Raw genomic sequence first — 19,064 nt, 5'->3', positions numbered from 1 at the left:
ACTTTTAACTGAATACTTTACTCAGAACTCAGCACTTAAGTATGAGACCCGCCCAAACTAATCAGTTTGACTACGTTAAAATCGGCTTGGCATCACCAGAACGTATTCGCCAATGGGGTGAGCGTACATTACCTAATGGTCAGGTCGTAGGTGAAGTCACCAAACCAGAAACGATTAATTACCGGACTCTCAAGCCAGAAATGGATGGCTTGTTTTGTGAGCGCATTTTTGGCCCCGCGAAAGATTGGGAATGCCATTGCGGTAAGTATAAGAGAGTCCGCCATAGAGGCATTGTCTGTGAGCGTTGTGGTGTGGAAGTTACCGAGTCACGGGTACGCCGCCACCGTATGGGCTACATTAAACTTGCCGCCCCAGTAGCTCACGTTTGGTATCTCAAAGGGATTCCTAGCTATATTTCTATTCTGCTGGATATGCCTTTGCGGGATGTGGAGCAGATTGTCTATTTCAACTCTTATGTTGTTCTCAGTCCAGGTAATGCCGAAACCCTAACCTACAAGCAGCTACTGAGTGAAGACCAGTGGTTAGAAATTGAAGACCAAATCTATAGTGAAGATTCTCAGTTGCAAGGTGTAGAGGTAGGTATCGGTGCTGAAGCACTGTTGCGCTTGCTGGCTGATATTAATTTAGAGCAAGAAGCGGAAAGCCTCCGGGAAGAAATTGGCAGTGCTAAAGGACAAAAACGAGCAAAACTCATTAAGCGCCTGCGGGTAATTGACAACTTCATTGCTACCGGTTCTAAGCCAGAGTGGATGGTGATGACAGTGATTCCTGTCATCCCTCCAGATTTGCGCCCAATGGTGCAGTTAGATGGTGGACGGTTTGCAACCAGTGACTTGAATGATTTATATCGCCGGGTAATTAACCGGAATAATCGTCTAGCACGACTGCAAGAAATTCTCGCGCCGGAAATTATTGTGCGGAACGAAAAGCGGATGCTGCAAGAAGCAGTAGACGCTTTAATTGACAACGGTCGTCGCGGACGCACTGTAGTTGGGGCGAACAACCGACCCCTGAAATCTTTATCTGACATTATTGAAGGGAAGCAAGGGCGTTTCCGGCAAAACTTGTTGGGTAAACGGGTTGACTACTCTGGACGTTCTGTAATTGTGGTTGGGCCTAAGCTGAAAATTCACCAGTGCGGCTTGCCCAGAGAAATGGCTATTGAACTATTCCAGCCATTTGTGATTAATCGCCTGATTCGTAGCGGTATGGTGAATAACATCAAAGCTGCGAAAAAGTTAATCTCTCGCAATGACCCCAGTGTTTGGGATGTCTTGGAAGAGGTGATTGAAGGACACCCAGTCATGCTCAACCGTGCGCCTACCCTACACCGTTTGGGTATTCAGGCTTTTGAACCAATTTTGGTGGAAGGTCGAGCCATTCAACTCCACCCCTTGGTGTGTCCTGCATTTAACGCTGACTTTGACGGCGACCAAATGGCGGTACACGTCCCCCTATCCTTGGAAAGTCAGGCGGAAGCACGGTTATTGATGCTGGCTTCTAACAACATTTTGTCGCCAGCTACAGGTAGACCAATTATCACACCTAGCCAAGACATGGTGTTGGGGGCTTATTACCTGACTGCGGAAAACCCAGGTGCTACAAAAGGTGCAGGTAAATATTTTGCTTCTCTGGATGACGTAATTATGGCATTCCAACAAGAGCAAATTGACTTACACGCCTACATCTACGTGCGGTTCGATGGGGAAGTGGAATCTGATCAGCCAGATACAGACCCCCTGGAAGTGACAAATAACGATGATGGTAGCCGGACTGTACTTTATAAGTATCGCCGAGTCAGAGAAGACGCTCAGGGAAATTTAATTTCTCAGTATGTACGCACTACTCCAGGTCGCGTTATTTACAATAAAGCGATTCAAGAAGCACTTGCCAGTTAGTTAAGAGTCCAAAGTCAATAGTCCATAGTTATATAGCAAAAACTAGGGACTATTGACTAAGCGCAAAGTCGAGCCACTGCGTTCCTGTCGCTCTGCGTCGGAAAGCAAGTGGCGTTGAGCGGAGGTTTCCTCCGAACATAACTTTGTAAGAGATGACTAATGACTAATGACCAATGACTAAGGACTAATGACTAATGACTAACGAAAAGATGATTTTTCGCAATCGCGTCGTTGACAAAGGTCAACTGAGAAATTTGATTTCTTGGGCGTTTACCCATTATGGAACGGCGCGTACCGCAGTAATGGCGGATAAATTAAAGGATTTAGGCTTTCGCTATGCTACCAGAGCCGGGGTTTCCATTAGTGTTGATGACTTGATGGTACCACCTAGCAAGCGGAGTCTTTTGGAAGCTGCCGAAGAAGAAATTCGCGCTACTGAAGTCCGTTACCAAAGGGGAGAAATTACGGAAGTAGAACGTTTCCAAAAGGTAATAGATACCTGGAACGGTACTAGCGAAGCCCTCAAGGACGAGGTGGTTACTCACTTCAAACAGACCAACCCCCTCAACTCTGTATACATGATGGCGTTCTCCGGCGCACGGGGTAATATCTCCCAGGTGCGTCAGTTGGTGGGAATGCGGGGATTGATGGCAGATCCCCAAGGGGAAATTATTGACTTACCCATCAAAACCAACTTCCGCGAAGGTCTGACGGTTACAGAATACATTATTTCGTCTTACGGTGCGAGAAAAGGGTTAGTAGATACAGCGTTACGCACCGCCGATTCTGGTTATCTGACCCGTCGTTTAGTAGACGTATCCCAGGATGTGATCATTCGGGAAATTGATTGCGGTACGACCAGAGGGATTCCCGTCCGACCGATGACCGAAGGTAGCAAAACCCTGATTAAGCTATCTACACGCTTGCTAGGACGAGTGGTGGGAGAAGATGTGATCCATCCCAAAACAAAAGAAGTGATTGCCGCACGCAATACCCCCATTTCTGATGACTTAGCCAAAGAAATAGAAAAAGCTGGGGTGGCAGAAGTTGTGGTGCGATCGCCTCTTACCTGTGAAGCTGCCCGTTCTGTCTGCCAGCACTGCTACGGTTGGAGTTTGGCTCACGCCAAAATGGTAGATTTAGGTGAAGCTGTCGGGATTATTGCGGCTCAAAGTATCGGGGAACCCGGAACCCAGCTCACCATGAGAACATTCCACACTGGTGGTGTGTTTACCGGGGAAGTAGCCCAACAAGTCCGTTCCAAAATGGATGGAACTATCAAGCTACCTCGAAAACTGCGGACAAGAACCCATCGTACCCGCCACGGGGAAGATGCCTTGTTTGTAGAAAGCAACGGGATTATGATTCTGGAACCACGCAAGGAAGGTTCCGAAACCCCGGCACCCCAAGAAATTCATGTGACCCAAGGTTCCACAATCTATATTGTTGATGGACAACAGGTCAAACAAGGTCAACTACTAGCAGAAGTTGCCCTTGGTGGACGTACCACCCGGACTAATACAGAAAAAGCCGTAAAAGATGTGGCTTCTGACTTAGCCGGAGAAGTGAAGTTTGCCGAAGTTGTTCCCGAACAAAAAACCGACCGTCAAGGTAACACTACTACCACAGCCGCTAGAGGTGGTTTGATTTGGATTCTCTCTGGGGAAGTGTATAATTTGCCACCAGGTGCAGAATTAGTAGTGAAAAATGGCGATCGCGTTGAAACTAACGGTGTACTGGCGGAAACTAAGTTAACAACTATACATGGTGGTGTAGTACGTCTACCAGAAGCTACTCCAGGTAAGAGTACCAGAGAAATTGAAATCATTACCGCTTCTGTAGTCTTAGATCAAGCAACAGTCACTGTCCAGAGTTCCCAAGGTCGTAACAACTACTTAATTACCACAGGTAACAACCAAGTCTTTAACTTGCGGGCAACCCCAGGCACAAAAGTGCAGAATGGTCAAGTCGTCGCTGAGTTAATTGATGACCGTTATCGGACAACTACGGGTGGTTTCCTGAAATTCGCGGGCGTAGAAGTCCAGAAGAAAGGTAAAGCCAAGCTTGGTTATGAAGTGGTACAGGGCGGTACACTGTTGTGGATTCCCGAAGAAACTCACGAAGTTAACAAAGACATCTCCTTGCTGTTGGTAGAAGACGGACAGTTTGTCGAAGCTGGTACGGAAGTTGTTAAAGATATCTTCTGCCAAAACAGTGGTGTGGTAGAAGTCACCCAGAAAAATGACATTCTCCGGGAAGTAGTAGTGAAGCCAGGAGAACTGCTTATGGTAGATGATCCAGAAGCAGTCATTGGGCGAGATAATACCCTGTTACAACCTGGTGAAGAACTATTAGGGCAAGTTGCCACAGAACTGCGTTACATCCAGTATGTGGAATCGCCGGAAGGCCCAGCATTGTTGAGCCGTCCAGTGGTAGAATTCGCTGTACCTAGTAACCCAGATGTGCCATCTACTACATCTGTTAGCCAACAAACAGGACGTTCGATTCAAATGCGGGCAGTACAAAGATTGCCTTACAAAGATTCAGAACGCGTCAAGTCGGTGGAAGGTGTGGAACTGCTGCGTACCCAACTAGTATTGGAAATTGAGCAGGAAGGCGAACAAGAACATAATGCTTCTCCTCTAGCCGCAGATATTGAGTTAATCCCTGACCCTGAGGATGCAGATGTTCAGCGCTTGCAGCTGGTAATTTTGGAATCCTTAGTGTTGCGTCGTGACATTGCCGCCGATGCCACCCAAGGCAGTACCCAAACTAGCCTAGAAGTGAAAGATGGAGACACCATTGTTCCCGGTTCCGTAGTTGCACGTACCCAAATCTTGTCTAAAGAAGGGGGGATTGTCAGAGGTGTGCAGAAGGGAAGCGAAGCAGTGCGTCGTTGTTTAGTGTTGCGTCATAGTGACATGACAACATTAAATACCAGTGCCAAGCCCAAAGTCAAAGCCGGTGATTTAATCGTCGCAGGTACCGAACTTGCCCCTGGTGTCTTTGCCGAAGAATCTGGGCAAATTGTAGCGGTGAAAAATGCGGGTGAAAGCACCACCACTCAAGACGCAGCACTTAGCACTCAGAACTACGCCGTGACTATCCGTGCTGGTCGTCCTTATCGAGTCAGCCCTGGTGCAGTATTGCAGATAGAAGATGGCGACTTGGTACAACGGGGTGATAACTTAGTGCTGCTAGTCTTTGAACGGGCAAAAACTGGAGACATCATTCAAGGTTTGCCTCGGATTGAAGAACTACTAGAAGCCCGGAAACCCAAAGAAGCTTGTATCTTAGCAAAACGGGGTGGGGAAGTTAAGGTAGTATACGGTGATGGTGATGAAGCGATCGCTATCAAGGTCATAGAATCTAACGGGGTAGTCACTGATTATCCTCTTGGCCCCGGACAAAACTTAGCCATGCCCGATGGTTCCGTTGTACCAGCAGGACAACCATTGAGTGATGGTCCTTCCAACCCCCACGAAATCTTAGAAGTATTCTTCAGTCTGGGTTCGGAAGACGGGGTTTATGCTTGCGCTAGCCACGCCTTACAAAAAGTGCAAACATTCCTAGTGAATGAAGTGCAGATGGTGTATCAATCCCAAGGTATTGACATTGCCGACAAACACATTGAAGTGATTGTGCGCCAGATGACCAACAAAGTGCGGATTGATGACGGTGGTGATACCACTATGCTTCCCGGTGAGTTGGTAGAATTGCGCCAAGTCGAGCAGGTGAATGAAGCAATGGCAATTACTGGCGGTGCGAGAGCACAATACACCCCAGTATTGTTAGGTATCACTAAAGCATCGTTGAATACCGACAGTTTCATTTCTGCCGCATCCTTCCAAGAAACAACACGGGTTCTGACCGAAGCAGCCATTGAGGGTAAATCCGACTGGTTGCGTGGTTTGAAAGAAAACGTGATTATCGGGCGATTGATTCCGGCAGGAACTGGTTACAATACCTATGATGAACCTGGGATGCTCGAAGATTATTCCACCCTGGAAACCACCAGTGTCTTGGATGAAACCGATGATCCTCTAGATATGGTATTAGATGACCGTACAGCTCGCGCCTACAATTTAGATTCTCCCGGTCTTGCGGAAACCGGATTTAGTAACCGTCGCTCAATTCTCGATGATGATGAGTTGATTGCTGATGAAATCCATGACCTCGTAGAAGCGGAAGTAGAAGTAGACGATGAAGTAGATGATGATTACGAGGATGATGACGAAGACGATGACGATTACGAAGACTAAAGTCTAATAGTTATCATCTAAATTAAAAAGGCAAAAGAAGTAATTCTTTTGCCTTTATTTTATGGATTCAAATTCAGAAAATATGGTGCTTAGCCTAAGGCACAATGTAATCCATGTCCTATATCAAGTTCGGGTCATTACTTATAATATTGTTGGTTTGAGTGGTAATAGCTAATAGGTAATTTTTTACTATTATCCATGAACGATTACCAAATGCCGCAAATATTATTAGGGATTCGACGAACATGATATTACCTTTTTGGATCTACTTATTCACTACTTGATTGTTAGAAGTGTAGTAAACTTTTCCACCAGTATCGGGGACAAAATGGCAACTCACGCAAGAACGCCACAATGACTTCCAAATTGGTTCTTCTGACTTGCGGTAATATTCACCCATGACTGGTTTAATAGCCTCGGTAGCCTTCAGCAAATTATAGTGAGGGATATTCAAGAAAATGTGGTGTGCTACATGAGTGCCGATATCATGATGGATATGATTGACTAAACCATAATTGCGGTCAATGCTAGAAATTGCACCTTTGAGGAAAGTCCAATCTTCGCCACGATACCAGGGGATATCAGCCTCAGTGTGGTGTAGGAATGTGACTAAATCAAGCCAGATTACAAACACGATGTATGGTGCAGCGTAGTATTTTAATAACCACATCCAGCCCCATTGGTAAGTTAGGAAACCCAACAAAACCACCATACAAGTCCACAGTACAGTGCTGGTGATGACATCCCATTTTTCTGATGGCTTGAAAAGAGAGCTACTGGGTAAAAAATGAGAGCCTTCCTTATTAGGAGAACGCTTAAACAAATACACTGGATAAGCCAGTAGAAAGACGTAATAACGGCCTATCTTTTGCCCTAATGGCATTTCCTTGTATTGCGACTCAGTCACAGGATACCAGCTTTCATCATTATCGATATTGCCAGTATTTTTGTGATGAGTTCTGTGACTAATACGCCAACCGTGATAAGGGACTAATATGAAGGTGTGAGTCAGATGCCCAACTAAATCATTGAGCCATTTATGCTTAGAAAAAGATTGGTGTCCGCAGTCATGTCCAACCACAAACAAAGCCCAAAACATCGTTCCTTGCATTAACCAGAAAATTGGCCAGAAATACCAAGAATCGAGGTAATAGGCGACTGCATACAACAACCCGACAATCAGAAAATCACGAAAAAAGTAAAACAGTGATTTGCTGACATTGGGTTGAAAACATTCAGCCGGTATAGCCGCTTTTAAATCCTGAAGAGTAAACGGTAGTGTAGTTGTATTCTCCGATTGGTCAAAATTGGGAGAATTATCGGAGGGGATTGTAGTTGATTGCACTTGATTCTGTTGTGGAATATATATCGGATTTTACTGGAAGCATGAATGAGTAACTATGATTCAGCGATGTCTGCGAAGCTAGCTCTCACACATCCAAAGAAGTAATCAAGAAATGAAAAGGCAGAATTGAGAATCCATTGTATGGATAATAGCCCACGTAAACAAGCCACATCCAACAACAGGGTTTTAATGTTTGGGTGATTATTTATGATTGCTGAATTCTTATTCAAAAATTTCTGGCAATTCACATATTAATCATCAGTAAATAGTGAACTGCCAAAATTTATTGAATTTACAGAATCATAAATTATTTTTTGCCATGAGGATTTTAAGTTAGCATCGCATCTAGCTAATACTAATGGCTAAAAAACCTATCGTCCTGCGTAATAATCTTTAAAAGGCTGATAGCCAACATCAGTTCGATACAGTTGACATTCGTCAGTAATGAACTTCATTAAAGACCAAGAAAAGCGAAGTTCATCATGTAGATAATCACCCCAATTTTCTTTAATGCTGCTGTAAGCTAGCCGCAAATTATAAGAAGGAATAGCGGTAGAAAGGTGATGAGGAACGTGGACGTTAATATCGTGACACAACACTTCTACCCATTTGGGATAATCACAATGAATAGTCCCAAATAACTGTGCCATAGCTTCATGCCATTTGTTCTCTGTTTCAAAAGGAACATCTGGAAATGTATGGTGAACAATGGTGAAGGTACTCATCCAGAAATGGTAACCCAGCCAAGGCACAAACCAAAATTTTACAAATCCCCAAATACCAGTTGTAGCGATGAGGGTGGGAAAAGCAACTGCGGCAAATAAAACTACTACAGCAACAGAAAGTTTCACATCAGCTTGGTCTTTAACTTTGAACTTCCGCCAATCGAAATGTACGACAGCCCAATGTCCAATTGAACCTACCCACCAAAGCCTTTGACGCATAAACAACTTAAAGGCAGACTGACGAGTTTTACCCCAACTGGCAAACACTTCTGGTCTGATAGGATGCCAAGCATTGTCTTCGTCTAACTTGTTGGTGTGCTTGTGGTGGTGATTATGCTTAATCCGCCAGCTATGAAAGGGATATATTAACGGCATCATAAATATATGCCCTACCAAGTCATTTACCCAACGACGTTTGGCAAATGAACGATGTCCACAATCATGACCAATCACAAAAAAACCTGTTAAAGCAGTACCTGTAAAAATCCAGGCAATGGGTAAAAGAAACCAAGGTGCGATCGCCAAACTCCAGTAACCTAAACCAACCATGACAACACTGAGTAGTGCTTGTGTCCACGCTTTGCGACGGTTCTGCTGAAAACATTCTTTTGGCAGAGTTTTAATAATATCTTTGAGCCTTAGTTCGGGATTACTAAGCTTATTTTTTATTTCCTGATTTTTGATGATTGATGTAGTCATGAAAACCTGAATAACAACAAAACCCTCTACCAAGCCACCACAAAAGTAACTTGCCGCAAAGTACTTGATAATTAACGTTCTGCATCATAGCAACTTTAGCTAGCCAAGCGCACCTGTAACTAATTTCCAGAAGCTATTTGAGAACTAACGAGTAGATATTTGGTTGCGAAAAATTACTAAGTCATTAGTCATTTTTTAGACAAATAACTAATGACACATAATAAACTAATTACTGCTTTTTGTCTGCTAGTTTGACATTAGTTGCTAAACCAAGTAATTGCAGCAATTGCACTGTCATCCAAGTCAGATCAACTTCCCACCATTCCAACCCGTGACGAGCTGAATATTGAAAAGCGTGGTGGTTGTTGTGCCAGCCTTCGCCAAACACTAGTACAGCTACCCACCAACAGTTAGTGGATCTGTCACCAGCATCATAGGTGCGGTATCCAAATTTATGGGTAGCGCTGTTTACCAACCAAGTGCAATGGTAAACCCAAACGATGCGAAAGAAAACTCCCCAGACAACAAAAGACCAGCCGCCCAGATATAACAGCAGCAACCCCAGAGCAATCTGGATAAAAATGAAATATTTCTGTAAAAACTGATAAACTGGGTCTTCGGCAATATCTTTGGTGAACCGAGGAACATCAGCGTGGGAGGGAGAGTGATAAATTAGCCAACCAATATGGCTCCACCAGAAACCTTTATTAGAATCATGGGGATCTGGGTCAGTATCGGAATGTAAATGATGAATGCGATGTGTCCCGACCCACTCGATTGGCCCTCCTTGACAGGCAAGAGTCCCGCAAAGCACTAGGAAATATTCCAACCACTTGGGAGTCTGAAAACTGCGGTGGGTGACAAGGCGATGAAAGCCTAAGGTAATACCCAAACCACCAGTGATCCAGTAAAGCAATAAAGCCACACCAACTGCCGCCCAGCTGAAATTACCAGGGACAAAGGCAAACAAAGCGCCGATGTGTAGCCCAAGGAAAAATAGGGTGTTTACCCAATTGATTTGAGGTTTAGTTGAAGTAGCAATTGTCATGCAGTAACTCGAATTAAAATTGTTCAGCCTAGTCTGTGCGATTTTGCAATTCGCATATTTATAGTTTTTTTGTTAACGAGGAAGTAATGAACAGCTTGGAACAGCTGCGGCAAGCAGAACAGGCACTGTTAGAGATTTTTTCTGGAATTGACGCTCAGGTCAAGCAAAATCTGAAAAGAGTGCTGGAAGCCTTTCGTAATCAACGCGTAGGAGCGCACCACTTTGCTGGTGTAAGTGGCTATGGTCACGATGATTTAGGTCGAGAAACTTTAGATAAAGTTTTTGCCGAAGTAATGGGTGCTGAAGCTGCGGCGGTGCGGGTGCAGTTTGTTTCGGGAACTCACGCGATCGCTTGCGCCCTGTTTGGTGTACTCCGGCCTGGTGATGAAATGTTAGCAGTAGTTGGTTCCCCCTACGATACGCTCGAAGAAGTCATTGGTTTACGGGGTCAAGGTCAAGGCTCCCTTATTGAGTTTGGCATAAAATACCGCCAATTGGAGTTAACTTCCCAAGGTTCTATTGATTGGCAAAATTTAAGCACTAGCATTACTGATAACACCCGCTTAGTGTTAATTCAGCGTTCTTGTGGTTATTCCTGGCGGCCTAGCTTATCCATTGCCGATATTGAAAAAGTGGTCAATTTAGTCAAACAGCAAAATCCTGACACTGTTTGCTTTGTGGATAACTGCTACGGTGAATTTATCGAAACCCAGGAACCTACCCATGTTGGTGCTGATTTAATGGCTGGTTCGTTGATTAAAAATCCTGGGGGGACGATTGTGACGGCTGGTGGTTATGTAGCTGGACGGGCTGATCTCGTAGAAGCAGCCGCTTGCCGCCTAACTGCTCCTGGTATTGGTAGTTATGGTGGGGCGACATTTGATCAAAATCGCCTGTTATTTCAAGGATTATTTTTATCGCCTCAGATGGTGGGTGAGGCGATGAAGGGAACTCACCTGACTGGTTATGTATTTGACAAACTTGGTTATCCAGTAAATCCTGCACCCCTCGCCCCCCGTGGAGATGTGATTCAGGCGATTAAATTGGGTTCGGCGAAGAAGCTGATTGCCTTCTGTAAGGCTGTACAACAGAATTCACCCGTGGGTTCTTACCTTGACCCCGTTCCCGATGATATGCCGGGGTACGAGAGCCAAGTGGTGATGGCTGGGGGGACATTTATTGAGGGGAGTACTCTGGAATTTTCGGCGGATGGGCCTTTGCGCGAGCCTTATGTGGTGTATTGCCAAGGGGGGACTCATTGGAGTCATGTGGCGATCGCTCTAGAGGCGGCGATCGATGCTGTAGGAGAGGCTTGAGGGTGGTGAGCCATCACTCCGGTAACTTATACTGCCCCACGATGCGCTTGGCAAACTCAGGAACGTGCGCCTCCAACTTCTCAGGATGATTCCGCTTTACAAACAAATAATTGCGGGTAAAGTGGGAATCTATGGAGAACCGCGCATACTCTAACCCTTTAGGGCCAATTTTATCGATCACCACACCCATCATTTTTGCCACCCACATGGGAAGTGTTACACCTTTGTCATAGGCGGATATTCCCTGTTGTACAGCCTCTTGTCGATTGCCTTGGGACATTACAGGTTGAGTATCTAACTGGTCTTGCACCAAGTCCAGCATTTCTTTACCTGTGTTATTTCTGACAAGAATCCACTGCCAGCCGAAGGGTGCGCCCATGTAACCCACTACTAAATCGGCTAGGGAGTTGACGTAATCAAAACAACTCATGCAGGAAGGAGCAAAAACATCTTTGAGTTGATTCGTTTTTAAACCAAAGAAGGGGACTTTCTCAATTGAGCCATCTTCATGCTTGAAGTGAATGCGGAAATCCTGCATGAACTCGTAGTGTACAACTGTCTGAGGGGAGCGACTGGTGGTTTCTAAGAATTTTTGCAGTCCGGCGCGGGTAACGTTATCTACGCAAGGTGTACCTAAAACGTAGAGCTTTTCTAAACCCAATTTTTTTTCTACAGCTCGTAAGGCTTGGATTTGGCAACCAACACCAATGACTAACAGTCGCTTCATCCCCGATTTTTCGACTTGTTCCAATATGGATAGATTGGGGGATAGCGTGGGTTTGTTTACCCTAGCTGCTAGTATTTCTTCTGGGGTGCGAGCAATTACGGGCATGGGTTGGAAGCGGTCTTCTTTGCTGTTTTGGACGCAGACAACGCCTTCCACCAAGCCACGATTCAGCATTTCTATGGCAATACTGCTAACAATACCAGTCCATTGTGCGCCTGGGATTGGTTGCTGTTTCCTGGCTGCAATCATGTCTTGATGAACACCAAAGTAGAGTTCATCAGGATGATCGAGATTGCGCGATCGCTGGTGTGCCTGTTCTTCGAGTGTGTCTATCTGCTGGGTAATAAAAGCACAGGCTTCCTTGACATAATGGATATAATATGTGTCGCACAGCCCGCACTCGCTGCATAGTTCCTTAGCAGGGCGACGGCTATTGGGTTTTAAGGCTTTGGCTTTTTTGTGAGGGAAGAGCGAAGTCATGTTAAGCGCAATTTGTTATCTCAAAACTTAAGATAGCGGAAGCCTGCACTTTATACAAAATTTCCTCGCCAGATGCAATATTTAGTTCTTGTCTTCCAGGGTTAGTACAACTGACTACTGACAAGCAACCAGAGAAAGTGATAAGGATAAATTATATTGACTGATACCCACCGAATTTTTGATGTTAAGAGTTTCAAAAGTTAAAAAGGGGGGTTGTCAGAAGTTAGGTATTGTATTGCTGGAAGCAGGCAATGTGATGATGGAGCCATGAAAAAAACGGTTGAAGTCCTACCGGATCAAACAGCGCTAATTGCGCGATCGCTCGATTTGATCCTGACTAAGTTAGATACTGCCATAAAACAGCAGGGGCGATTTACCATTGCCTTATCCGGCGGTAGCACACCTAAGCCGTTGTATGAAGCGATCGCTGCCCAAAAATTACCTTGGGATAAAATTCATGTTTTCTGGGGAGATGAACGTTATGTCTCGCCAGATCATCCCGATAGTAATGAACTGATGGCCCGTACTGCATGGCTAGACCGCGTTGATATCCCCGCCGAGAATATTCATGCTGTCCCCACTTTAGATAATAATCCGGCAGTGTCGGCTGCTAAGTACGAACAGCACTTGCAAGCATTTTTTAACTCTGCACCTGGAGAGTTTCCCGCTTTGGATGTGGTATTGCTAGGCATGGGTGATGATGCCCATACTGCATCTTTGTTTCCCCACACAGAAGCTTTACAAGTACGCGATCGCTTAATTACTGTGGGTAATAAAGACGGCAACCCCCGCATAACCTTCACATACCCATTCATTAACGCTGCTCACAGTGTAATTTTTGTGGTTGCAGGTGCTAACAAACGGCCAGCCCTTGCTCAAGTATTTGCTCCGAGTGCAGATGACTTAGCTTATCCATCCCGCTTAATCCGGCCGCAAGGTGAACTTTTGTGGCTACTGGATGCAGCCGCAGGCGCGGAACTCTCAGTTTGATTTTCCCATCACGAGTAATTGTTAAAATCGGAAGCTAGAGTTACCGCCTTGCCGCATTTCTCATAAAAAACAAGTCTAACCTTTGGGTGTCTACTGCAAAAGCCGCTCCCAAGGTTAGTTTGCTTGTTAGCAATATATTTAGGATGCTCTTGAACAAAGGCTTAAATCAATGATCGTCTGTCCAAATTGCAACCACCCCAATCCAGACGGCGCTGTCCAATGTGAAGCTTGCTACACGCCGTTACCCGCCACCAGTAATTGTCCCAACTGTGGCGCAACTGTCCAATCTGATGCTGCTTTTTGTGGTCAGTGCGGCTTTAACCTGCACTCAGTCGCCGCGCCTGCTGCTACTGTCGCTACAGTCGCCCCTGATGTTCCAGTGGAAGTGCCACCATTAGCTAATCCCGATCCGCTTTTAGAATTGTTACAACCCAATGCCTTAGGCCTTGATCCGGTTGCTAACGAGAATCCCCCTGCACCTGCGCCCTTACCACCAACGGCGGTAGCAGCACCCCCGTCTGCACCTCCTGTAGTGGTGGAAGTTACACCTGCCCCAACACCAGCACCAGTAGTAGAAGCAAGTATTCCTACTCCCCCACCCGAACCCGTAGCGCCCCCAGAACCAGTTCCAGCAGTAGAAGCACCAGCACCAGAAACTGTTGTAGCTGCACCTCCTTCTCCTGCTAGAACCCAATTACAGCAAATTACAGCCCGGTTAGTTCACGTCCAAAGCGATCGCGAAATAGAACTACCCCCCAGCTTATCTGTGGTTCATATCGGTAAACCAAACGACCGCATTCCTCCCGATGTCGATGTTTCCGGCTTTGCCAACTCGGAGATTGTCTCACGGGTACACGCGGATATTCGCCTAGAAGGTGACGCACACTATATAGAAGATGTAGGCAGTTCCAACGGCACTTACATTAACAATTTGCCTCTGCTACCAGGCAATAGACACCGCCTCAGACCAGGCGATCGCATCAGTTTAGGTAAAGGTGATTTGGTAACTTTCCTCTTTAAACTCGCTTAACTAAATTCAGGGTATAGGGGTGTAGGGGTATAAGTATTTACTACCCTACACCCTTACATCTAAATAGCAGTACAAAATAGTAATAGTTACGAATTACGAATTACAAATTAATTATGAGCCAGCCAGGGAAAGATTTTGAAACCTTACTGCATCGAGAAGCCCCCCTAGAAGTTGAGAGAATGGGGTTAACTTGGTTAGTGGGAGCAGCGATCGCTACAGCAATGTTGTGGCAAGTTCCAGGCGGAGATTATATTTTATACCCCTTTACCATCCTCGCTACTTGGTTTCATGAAATGGGGCATGGCTTAATGGCTGTGCTTTTGGGTGGTCAGTTTCAGCAATTACAAATTTTTGGTAATGGTTCCGGTGTCGCCAGCTATGCCATCAGCAGATCCTTAGGCCCCATCGGCCCAGGTTTAGTTGCAGCCGCCGGGCCAATGGGGCCACCACTTGCAGGTGCAGCCTTAATTTTAGCCTCCCGTAGTTTTACCACCGCCTCCCTGAGCCTGAAAATTTTAGGAAGTTTTTTATTAATTTCTACGTTAATTTGGGTACGTTCCCCCTTTGGATTGGTAGCTATTCCCTTATTAGGACTAATTATCTTGGGAATTTCCCTGAAAGCTCCCCGATGGATGCAGGGATTTGCCATTCAATTTTTAGGTGTACAAGCCTGTGTCAGTACCTACCATCAATTAGATTATCTATTTAGTTATTCTGCTGGCCCCTTGGGATTATCGGACACAGCCCAGATGCAACGATATTTGTTATTACCTTACTGGTTTTGGGGTGGATTAATGGCGATCGCATCCTTAATCATTCTCATCCAAAGCCTGCGAGTTGCTTATCGTTCAGTTTAGTCTAGGACTTACGTACCCAGATTTTCTGTTGAGACTGGGTGTAAGGGTGTAAGGGTGTAAGGGTGTAAGAGTTCTAAACCCCTAAACCCCTAAACCCCTAAACCCCTATACCCCTGAACCCCTAAACCCCTATACCCATTAGTCAACAGTCCTCCCCAATCCAAAACACGTTGCATAATTGTTAGGAAGTGGCAACCTCTTAATTGAGGAAACTGTCTTATCTTAAGTTGTGGACGTTATAGTCCAGAACTGCTAACAGATACTAATGTGACTTGATGATCAGCATGAAATTTCAACTGTTGTTAGGCTCTTTACTTTCCCAGATTAAAGTCCGTCATTGGTGGCTAGGTATCTTATTGTGGATTGCTTTGGTTGCCCCAGCGCAAGCCTCTGTCATCTTGCGCGTGGCCATTGAGCGGGGAGTCAATCAAGCTAGAGTTGGCAGTTCCACAACGGCAATTGTCAAAGATAGTACAGGGCGTACTTTGGGACAATTGCCAGCGATGAGTTCCTTTTATGCCCAAGCTGTGCCTGGGGGAGTGGCTTTAGATAAATGGCAGTCTGGTTTATTTTGGATTGAACCCTCAGGGAAAGGATTTGTTTATATAGGCGATCGCTGGTTTCGGGGGAGAACTTTGGTTGTACCCACAGAAAAAGGTATAGATGTGGTTAACTGGGTAGATTTAGAAGAATATCTCTACAGCGTCGTTGGTGGAGAAATGAATTCTAGCTGGCCGGGAGAAGCCTTAAAAGCTCAGGCGATCGCCGCCCGTACCTATGCCCTATACAAGCGAGAACAACAGCGCAGTAACCCGGTTTATGATTTAGGTGATACCCCCGATCGCTGGCAAATTTATAAAGGAGTCAGCAGTGAATCGCCTACAACCTATGCCGCCGTTGATGCTACAGCCGGGCAAGTATTAACTTATAACAATAATCTCATTCTTTCGGTATTCCACGCTTGTTCTGGTGGACACACGGAAAATGTGGAAGATGTTTGGAGTAATCCCCTTCCTTATCTACGCGCTGTTCAAGACTACGACCAAAACATTAAAGAATGTAATTGGCAAAGAACTTTTACCCCAACAGAAATTAGCTCCAGAATTTCTGGTGTAGGCAATATCAGGGAAGTAGTTGCCGAATCCTTCTCACCATTCCGTAGTGTCAAAGCTTTAAGAGTCGTGGGTGATAAAGGTACAAAAGTCCTGCGAGGCGAAGAAGTGCGTACTGCCCTGAAACTCAGAAGTACTCGCTTTAACGTCACCAGAGGCGCAGATGGTAGCTTTACCCTCCAAGGCGCAGGTTTTGGTCATGGTTTAGGTATGAGCCAATGGGGTGCTTATAATTTAGCTTTACGCGGCGCTAACCACCTGCAAATACTAGGACATTACTATCAAGGTGTCGCCCTCACACCCATTAAGGCGAAGTAATTAAGGAGTGGGGAGTGCTGAGTAAGAATTTCTCCCTCACTTCTCCCTACTTCTTGAGAGTTAGTTAATTTTGAATTTTGTAGCTTTAGCTTCCCGTAGGGTATTTTGAATTTTGAATTTTGAATTGATATTACTCCCCACTCTCCAACCTCCTCCGCCATTCAGCCTCAATTTGTGCCGATCGCTCAACTTCTTGGTCAAGTAAGTCGGTTTCAGTGGAATATACTAAATCTTCATTGCCAATAACTTTTTCTTGGGCAAACTGACTGGCGTAGTTGATTTTTTGTTGTAAAACTGCATCGGGGCTGGTTAATACTCTGGCACGGCTTAGGCGATCGCGGTTACGCCCGGTAATCTTTCCATTACGCCACTTAATCCAGAAGTAACGTAATAGAGGTATGCCCAAAAAACCGATTCCATAAGCCAGCAACAGCCAATAAATTCCTTGTACGAAAGCGACTAAGCCACCCAATTGTGCAGCAACCGTACCATCTACTAATAAACTACCCAGTACCAAAGCACCAACTAGATTGACTATACCTAAACCTGCACTGAGCATAACTTGCCCGGAACTAGCCGCACTAAAACGCCAGGGAAATTCTTCCAAATAAACTGACAGTGGTTGCTGTTGTTTTTTGCTGGCTCTCACCTGCAACTCTGGGAAATAATAGACAATTTGCCCTTCAGGACTAACACTTGGTTGCCCGTTGAATCGTAACAACACAGGCAACATATAATCTCCGTATTCTTGTTGATAGACTTCGCCTATATCGTCCAAGTATGGGGCGATTTGTTCTGCTACCACTGCACCACGACTACTACGAATCACAGTAGCAATTTCTTGCCAACGGCGTTCTTCTAAATTGGCATTAGGATTACCATCGCCGAACAAAAATGAAAATACAGCCTCAAAGAAATTCAGATCACTGCTTTCTTGGCTACTACGCCGTCTTTCTGGCTCAGAATAGCCATAGTTGGGGCTGAAGTACCAAAATAAATCGGGGAAATAGAAGAACCCCCAACTACCACTAGAATTACTACTGCGATCGTCATTATCGTTACTTGAATTCATTGCCGTGATGATCAAAAAGATGGCTATAGTGATCAGCGCAATGGAAGCAACTAGAAAAATTCCAAAAGAAATGCGAATCAGGTAAAACAGAATTTTCCATATCTTCTGCCACCATTCTTGCAATCGTAACTTGAAATATTTATTTCGTAGAACATCCCGAAAATTTCGAGGGAACAGGTAAACAATATCACCCGTTTCTGCTACCTGCAAATGTCCACCCGCATCGCTAGCTAAAGCTAACAACCCTTGCCCAGCCTCCGCTAAATTTAACCCAGCCTGAGTTGCCACATCACCAACAGTGACTCGGTAACCCAGTTTTTCCACAGACTGCATAATAGTGGGATTGGGAGCCATAGCTCTTCCCCTCCTGTTGAAATTTTTCTCCTTTACTCAAGTATAAAGTTTGATTCTCGGAGACTTGTTATTGGCGTGGTGAGTTGTGAGTTTCTGGAAGTTCTCTAAATTTTGAATTTTTTGGATGTAAGCCTAAGCCCTAGACTATGCAGGAATTTTGAATTGATTGCCCCGGCCTCCTTCCTATTCCCTTTAATGTTAAAATATGCTTATTAGGCCTGGTTAATCACAATATGGTTCAGTACACACTAGCTCAAAGTCCGGAAATCATCCTCACCGTTTCTGGGAAAGATTCAGCCAAAGCCCGCGACAAAGCAATGGATCAGTTGGTTGAGTTAATTGACGCTGGTAAGCTGCCTACAGAATTAGAAGAAGGATTTGGCCCTCAACAATTAATTGAGGTGAAAGAACCATCTGCTGAATCGCCTAGTGGTGAAGACTCGATTACACAAGCTGTCCAAGTCTTAAGCAACTTAGCCACACTCAAGCTAAAAGTGCAGGAGTCACGTACTGAAGCTTTAGAAATCCGCAAGGCTGTTGATGTCCTATTCTCCGATGATTCTGTAACGGAAGAAGAAATTACTCGCCTCAAGGAAGGTTTTAAAATTCTCAAAAATTTTGCTCAAGCAAACCTACGCTACCAAGAAGCACGAGCTAAAGCGGAACAGGCTAGACAAGTTTTAGATCAGGCTTTAAAGTCACCAGACAAATAATTGTCTTTATTTCCTCACAGGAAGCTGGGCGAAACTGTTTAAGCTGAAGGGGTGACAAAGAGGCTGAAGCTCAGGAAATAGAAGAGTGTGACTGTTT

13 protein-coding genes are annotated in these 19,064 nt (G+C 45.1%); 8 read left to right on the top strand and 5 right to left on the bottom strand.

Annotated elements, in window-relative coordinates; all coding sequences use genetic code 11:
• Window positions 1-41: 41 nt before the first annotated feature.
• Together ACM5QX_RS17290 and ACM5QX_RS17285 are read left to right on the top strand one after the other, a co-directional pair.
• Window positions 42-1,919 carry a DNA-directed RNA polymerase subunit gamma gene (locus ACM5QX_RS17290; protein WP_011320888.1) on the top strand — a complete coding sequence of 626 codons (1,878 nt, stop codon included), beginning with the start codon at window positions 42-44 and terminating at the stop codon, window positions 1,917-1,919.
• 194 nt (window positions 1,920-2,113) lie between these two features.
• Complete coding sequence (locus ACM5QX_RS17285) at window positions 2,114-6,181, top strand: DNA-directed RNA polymerase subunit beta'' (RefSeq protein WP_011320889.1); 4,068 nt, start codon at window positions 2,114-2,116, stop codon at window positions 6,179-6,181.
• A gap of 265 nt (window positions 6,182-6,446) precedes the next feature.
• On the opposite strand, the gene ACM5QX_RS17280 is transcribed toward ACM5QX_RS17285, so the two are convergent.
• From ACM5QX_RS17280 to ACM5QX_RS17270, 3 genes are all read right to left on the bottom strand, one after another.
• Entirely contained in the window at window positions 6,447-7,526 is a 1,080-nt protein-coding gene (locus tag ACM5QX_RS17280) for a fatty acid desaturase (RefSeq protein ID WP_414754646.1), read from the bottom strand.
• 371 nt (window positions 7,527-7,897) lie between these two features.
• The gene (locus ACM5QX_RS17275; RefSeq protein ID WP_011320891.1) at window positions 7,898-8,950 is read right to left on the bottom strand and encodes a fatty acid desaturase; all 1,053 of its coding nucleotides are present in this window, start codon (window positions 8,948-8,950) and stop codon (window positions 7,898-7,900) included.
• A 229-nt stretch (window positions 8,951-9,179) separates the two neighbouring features.
• On the bottom strand, window positions 9,180-9,998 hold the full coding sequence (locus ACM5QX_RS17270; protein WP_414754645.1) for an acyl-CoA desaturase: 819 nt from the start codon (window positions 9,996-9,998) through the stop codon (window positions 9,180-9,182).
• An 86-nt stretch (window positions 9,999-10,084) separates the two neighbouring features.
• On the opposite strand from ACM5QX_RS17270, the gene ACM5QX_RS17265 reads away from it, so the two are divergent.
• Window positions 10,085-11,314: an aminotransferase class I/II-fold pyridoxal phosphate-dependent enzyme gene (locus tag ACM5QX_RS17265; RefSeq protein WP_414754644.1), complete on the top strand. Its 1,230-nt coding sequence runs from the start codon at window positions 10,085-10,087 to the stop codon at window positions 11,312-11,314.
• A 13-nt stretch (window positions 11,315-11,327) separates the two neighbouring features.
• Here the strand turns inward: ACM5QX_RS17265 and ACM5QX_RS17260 are convergent, their stop codons facing one another.
• Window positions 11,328-12,521: a Coenzyme F420 hydrogenase/dehydrogenase, beta subunit C-terminal domain gene (locus ACM5QX_RS17260; protein ID WP_414754643.1), complete on the bottom strand. Its 1,194-nt coding sequence runs from the start codon at window positions 12,519-12,521 to the stop codon at window positions 11,328-11,330.
• Window positions 12,522-12,788: 267 nt separating this feature from the next.
• On the opposite strand from ACM5QX_RS17260, the gene pgl reads away from it, so the two are divergent.
• From pgl to ACM5QX_RS17240, 4 genes are all read left to right on the top strand, one after another.
• Window positions 12,789-13,511 (top strand): 6-phosphogluconolactonase, encoded by a 723-nt coding sequence (gene pgl, locus ACM5QX_RS17255; protein ID WP_414754642.1) that lies wholly within the window; start codon window positions 12,789-12,791, stop codon window positions 13,509-13,511.
• Window positions 13,512-13,680: 169 nt separating this feature from the next.
• On the top strand, window positions 13,681-14,541 hold the full coding sequence (locus ACM5QX_RS17250) for an FHA domain-containing protein (RefSeq protein ID WP_414754641.1): 861 nt from the start codon (window positions 13,681-13,683) through the stop codon (window positions 14,539-14,541).
• A 113-nt stretch (window positions 14,542-14,654) separates the two neighbouring features.
• A complete protein-coding gene (locus ACM5QX_RS17245; RefSeq protein WP_414754639.1) occupies window positions 14,655-15,398 on the top strand; it encodes a M50 family metallopeptidase in 744 nt (247 codons plus the stop codon).
• A 284-nt stretch (window positions 15,399-15,682) separates the two neighbouring features.
• Window positions 15,683-16,828 (top strand): SpoIID/LytB domain-containing protein, encoded by a 1,146-nt coding sequence (locus ACM5QX_RS17240; RefSeq protein WP_414754638.1) that lies wholly within the window; start codon window positions 15,683-15,685, stop codon window positions 16,826-16,828.
• Window positions 16,829-16,958: 130 nt separating this feature from the next.
• Here the strand turns inward: ACM5QX_RS17240 and ACM5QX_RS17235 are convergent, their stop codons facing one another.
• Window positions 16,959-18,254 (bottom strand): hypothetical protein, encoded by a 1,296-nt coding sequence (locus ACM5QX_RS17235; RefSeq protein ID WP_414754637.1) that lies wholly within the window; start codon window positions 18,252-18,254, stop codon window positions 16,959-16,961.
• 233 nt (window positions 18,255-18,487) lie between these two features.
• On the opposite strand from ACM5QX_RS17235, the gene ACM5QX_RS17230 reads away from it, so the two are divergent.
• Complete coding sequence (locus ACM5QX_RS17230) at window positions 18,488-18,967, top strand: hypothetical protein (RefSeq protein WP_414754635.1); 480 nt, start codon at window positions 18,488-18,490, stop codon at window positions 18,965-18,967.
• The last annotated feature ends 97 nt before the right edge of the window (window positions 18,968-19,064 follow it).

It is taken from the genome of Anabaena sp. CCY 9910 (assembly GCF_963920875.1).
GTDB classification, from domain to species: Bacteria; Cyanobacteriota; Cyanobacteriia; order Cyanobacteriales; family Nostocaceae; genus Trichormus; species Trichormus variabilis.
This window is presented reverse-complemented; position numbering and strand designations above follow the sequence as displayed.

Coding starts and splice junctions, on each gene's coding strand:
- ACM5QX_RS17290 (WP_011320888.1), top strand. CDS start 42: ATGAGACCCGCCCAAACTAATCAGTTTGACTACGTTAAAATCGGCTTG.
- ACM5QX_RS17285 (WP_011320889.1), top strand. CDS start 2,114: ATGACTAACGAAAAGATGATTTTTCGCAATCGCGTCGTTGACAAAGGT.
- ACM5QX_RS17275 (WP_011320891.1), bottom strand. CDS start 8,950: ATGACTACATCAATCATCAAAAATCAGGAAATAAAAAATAAGCTTAGT.
- ACM5QX_RS17270 (WP_414754645.1), bottom strand. CDS start 9,998: ATGACAATTGCTACTTCAACTAAACCTCAAATCAATTGGGTAAACACC.
- ACM5QX_RS17265 (WP_414754644.1), top strand. CDS start 10,085: ATGAACAGCTTGGAACAGCTGCGGCAAGCAGAACAGGCACTGTTAGAG.
- ACM5QX_RS17260 (WP_414754643.1), bottom strand. CDS start 12,521: ATGACTTCGCTCTTCCCTCACAAAAAAGCCAAAGCCTTAAAACCCAAT.
- pgl (WP_414754642.1), top strand. CDS start 12,789: ATGAAAAAAACGGTTGAAGTCCTACCGGATCAAACAGCGCTAATTGCG.
- ACM5QX_RS17250 (WP_414754641.1), top strand. CDS start 13,681: ATGATCGTCTGTCCAAATTGCAACCACCCCAATCCAGACGGCGCTGTC.
- ACM5QX_RS17245 (WP_414754639.1), top strand. CDS start 14,655: ATGAGCCAGCCAGGGAAAGATTTTGAAACCTTACTGCATCGAGAAGCC.
- ACM5QX_RS17240 (WP_414754638.1), top strand. CDS start 15,683: ATGAAATTTCAACTGTTGTTAGGCTCTTTACTTTCCCAGATTAAAGTC.
- ACM5QX_RS17235 (WP_414754637.1), bottom strand. CDS start 18,254: ATGGCTCCCAATCCCACTATTATGCAGTCTGTGGAAAAACTGGGTTAC.
- ACM5QX_RS17230 (WP_414754635.1), top strand. CDS start 18,488: ATGGTTCAGTACACACTAGCTCAAAGTCCGGAAATCATCCTCACCGTT.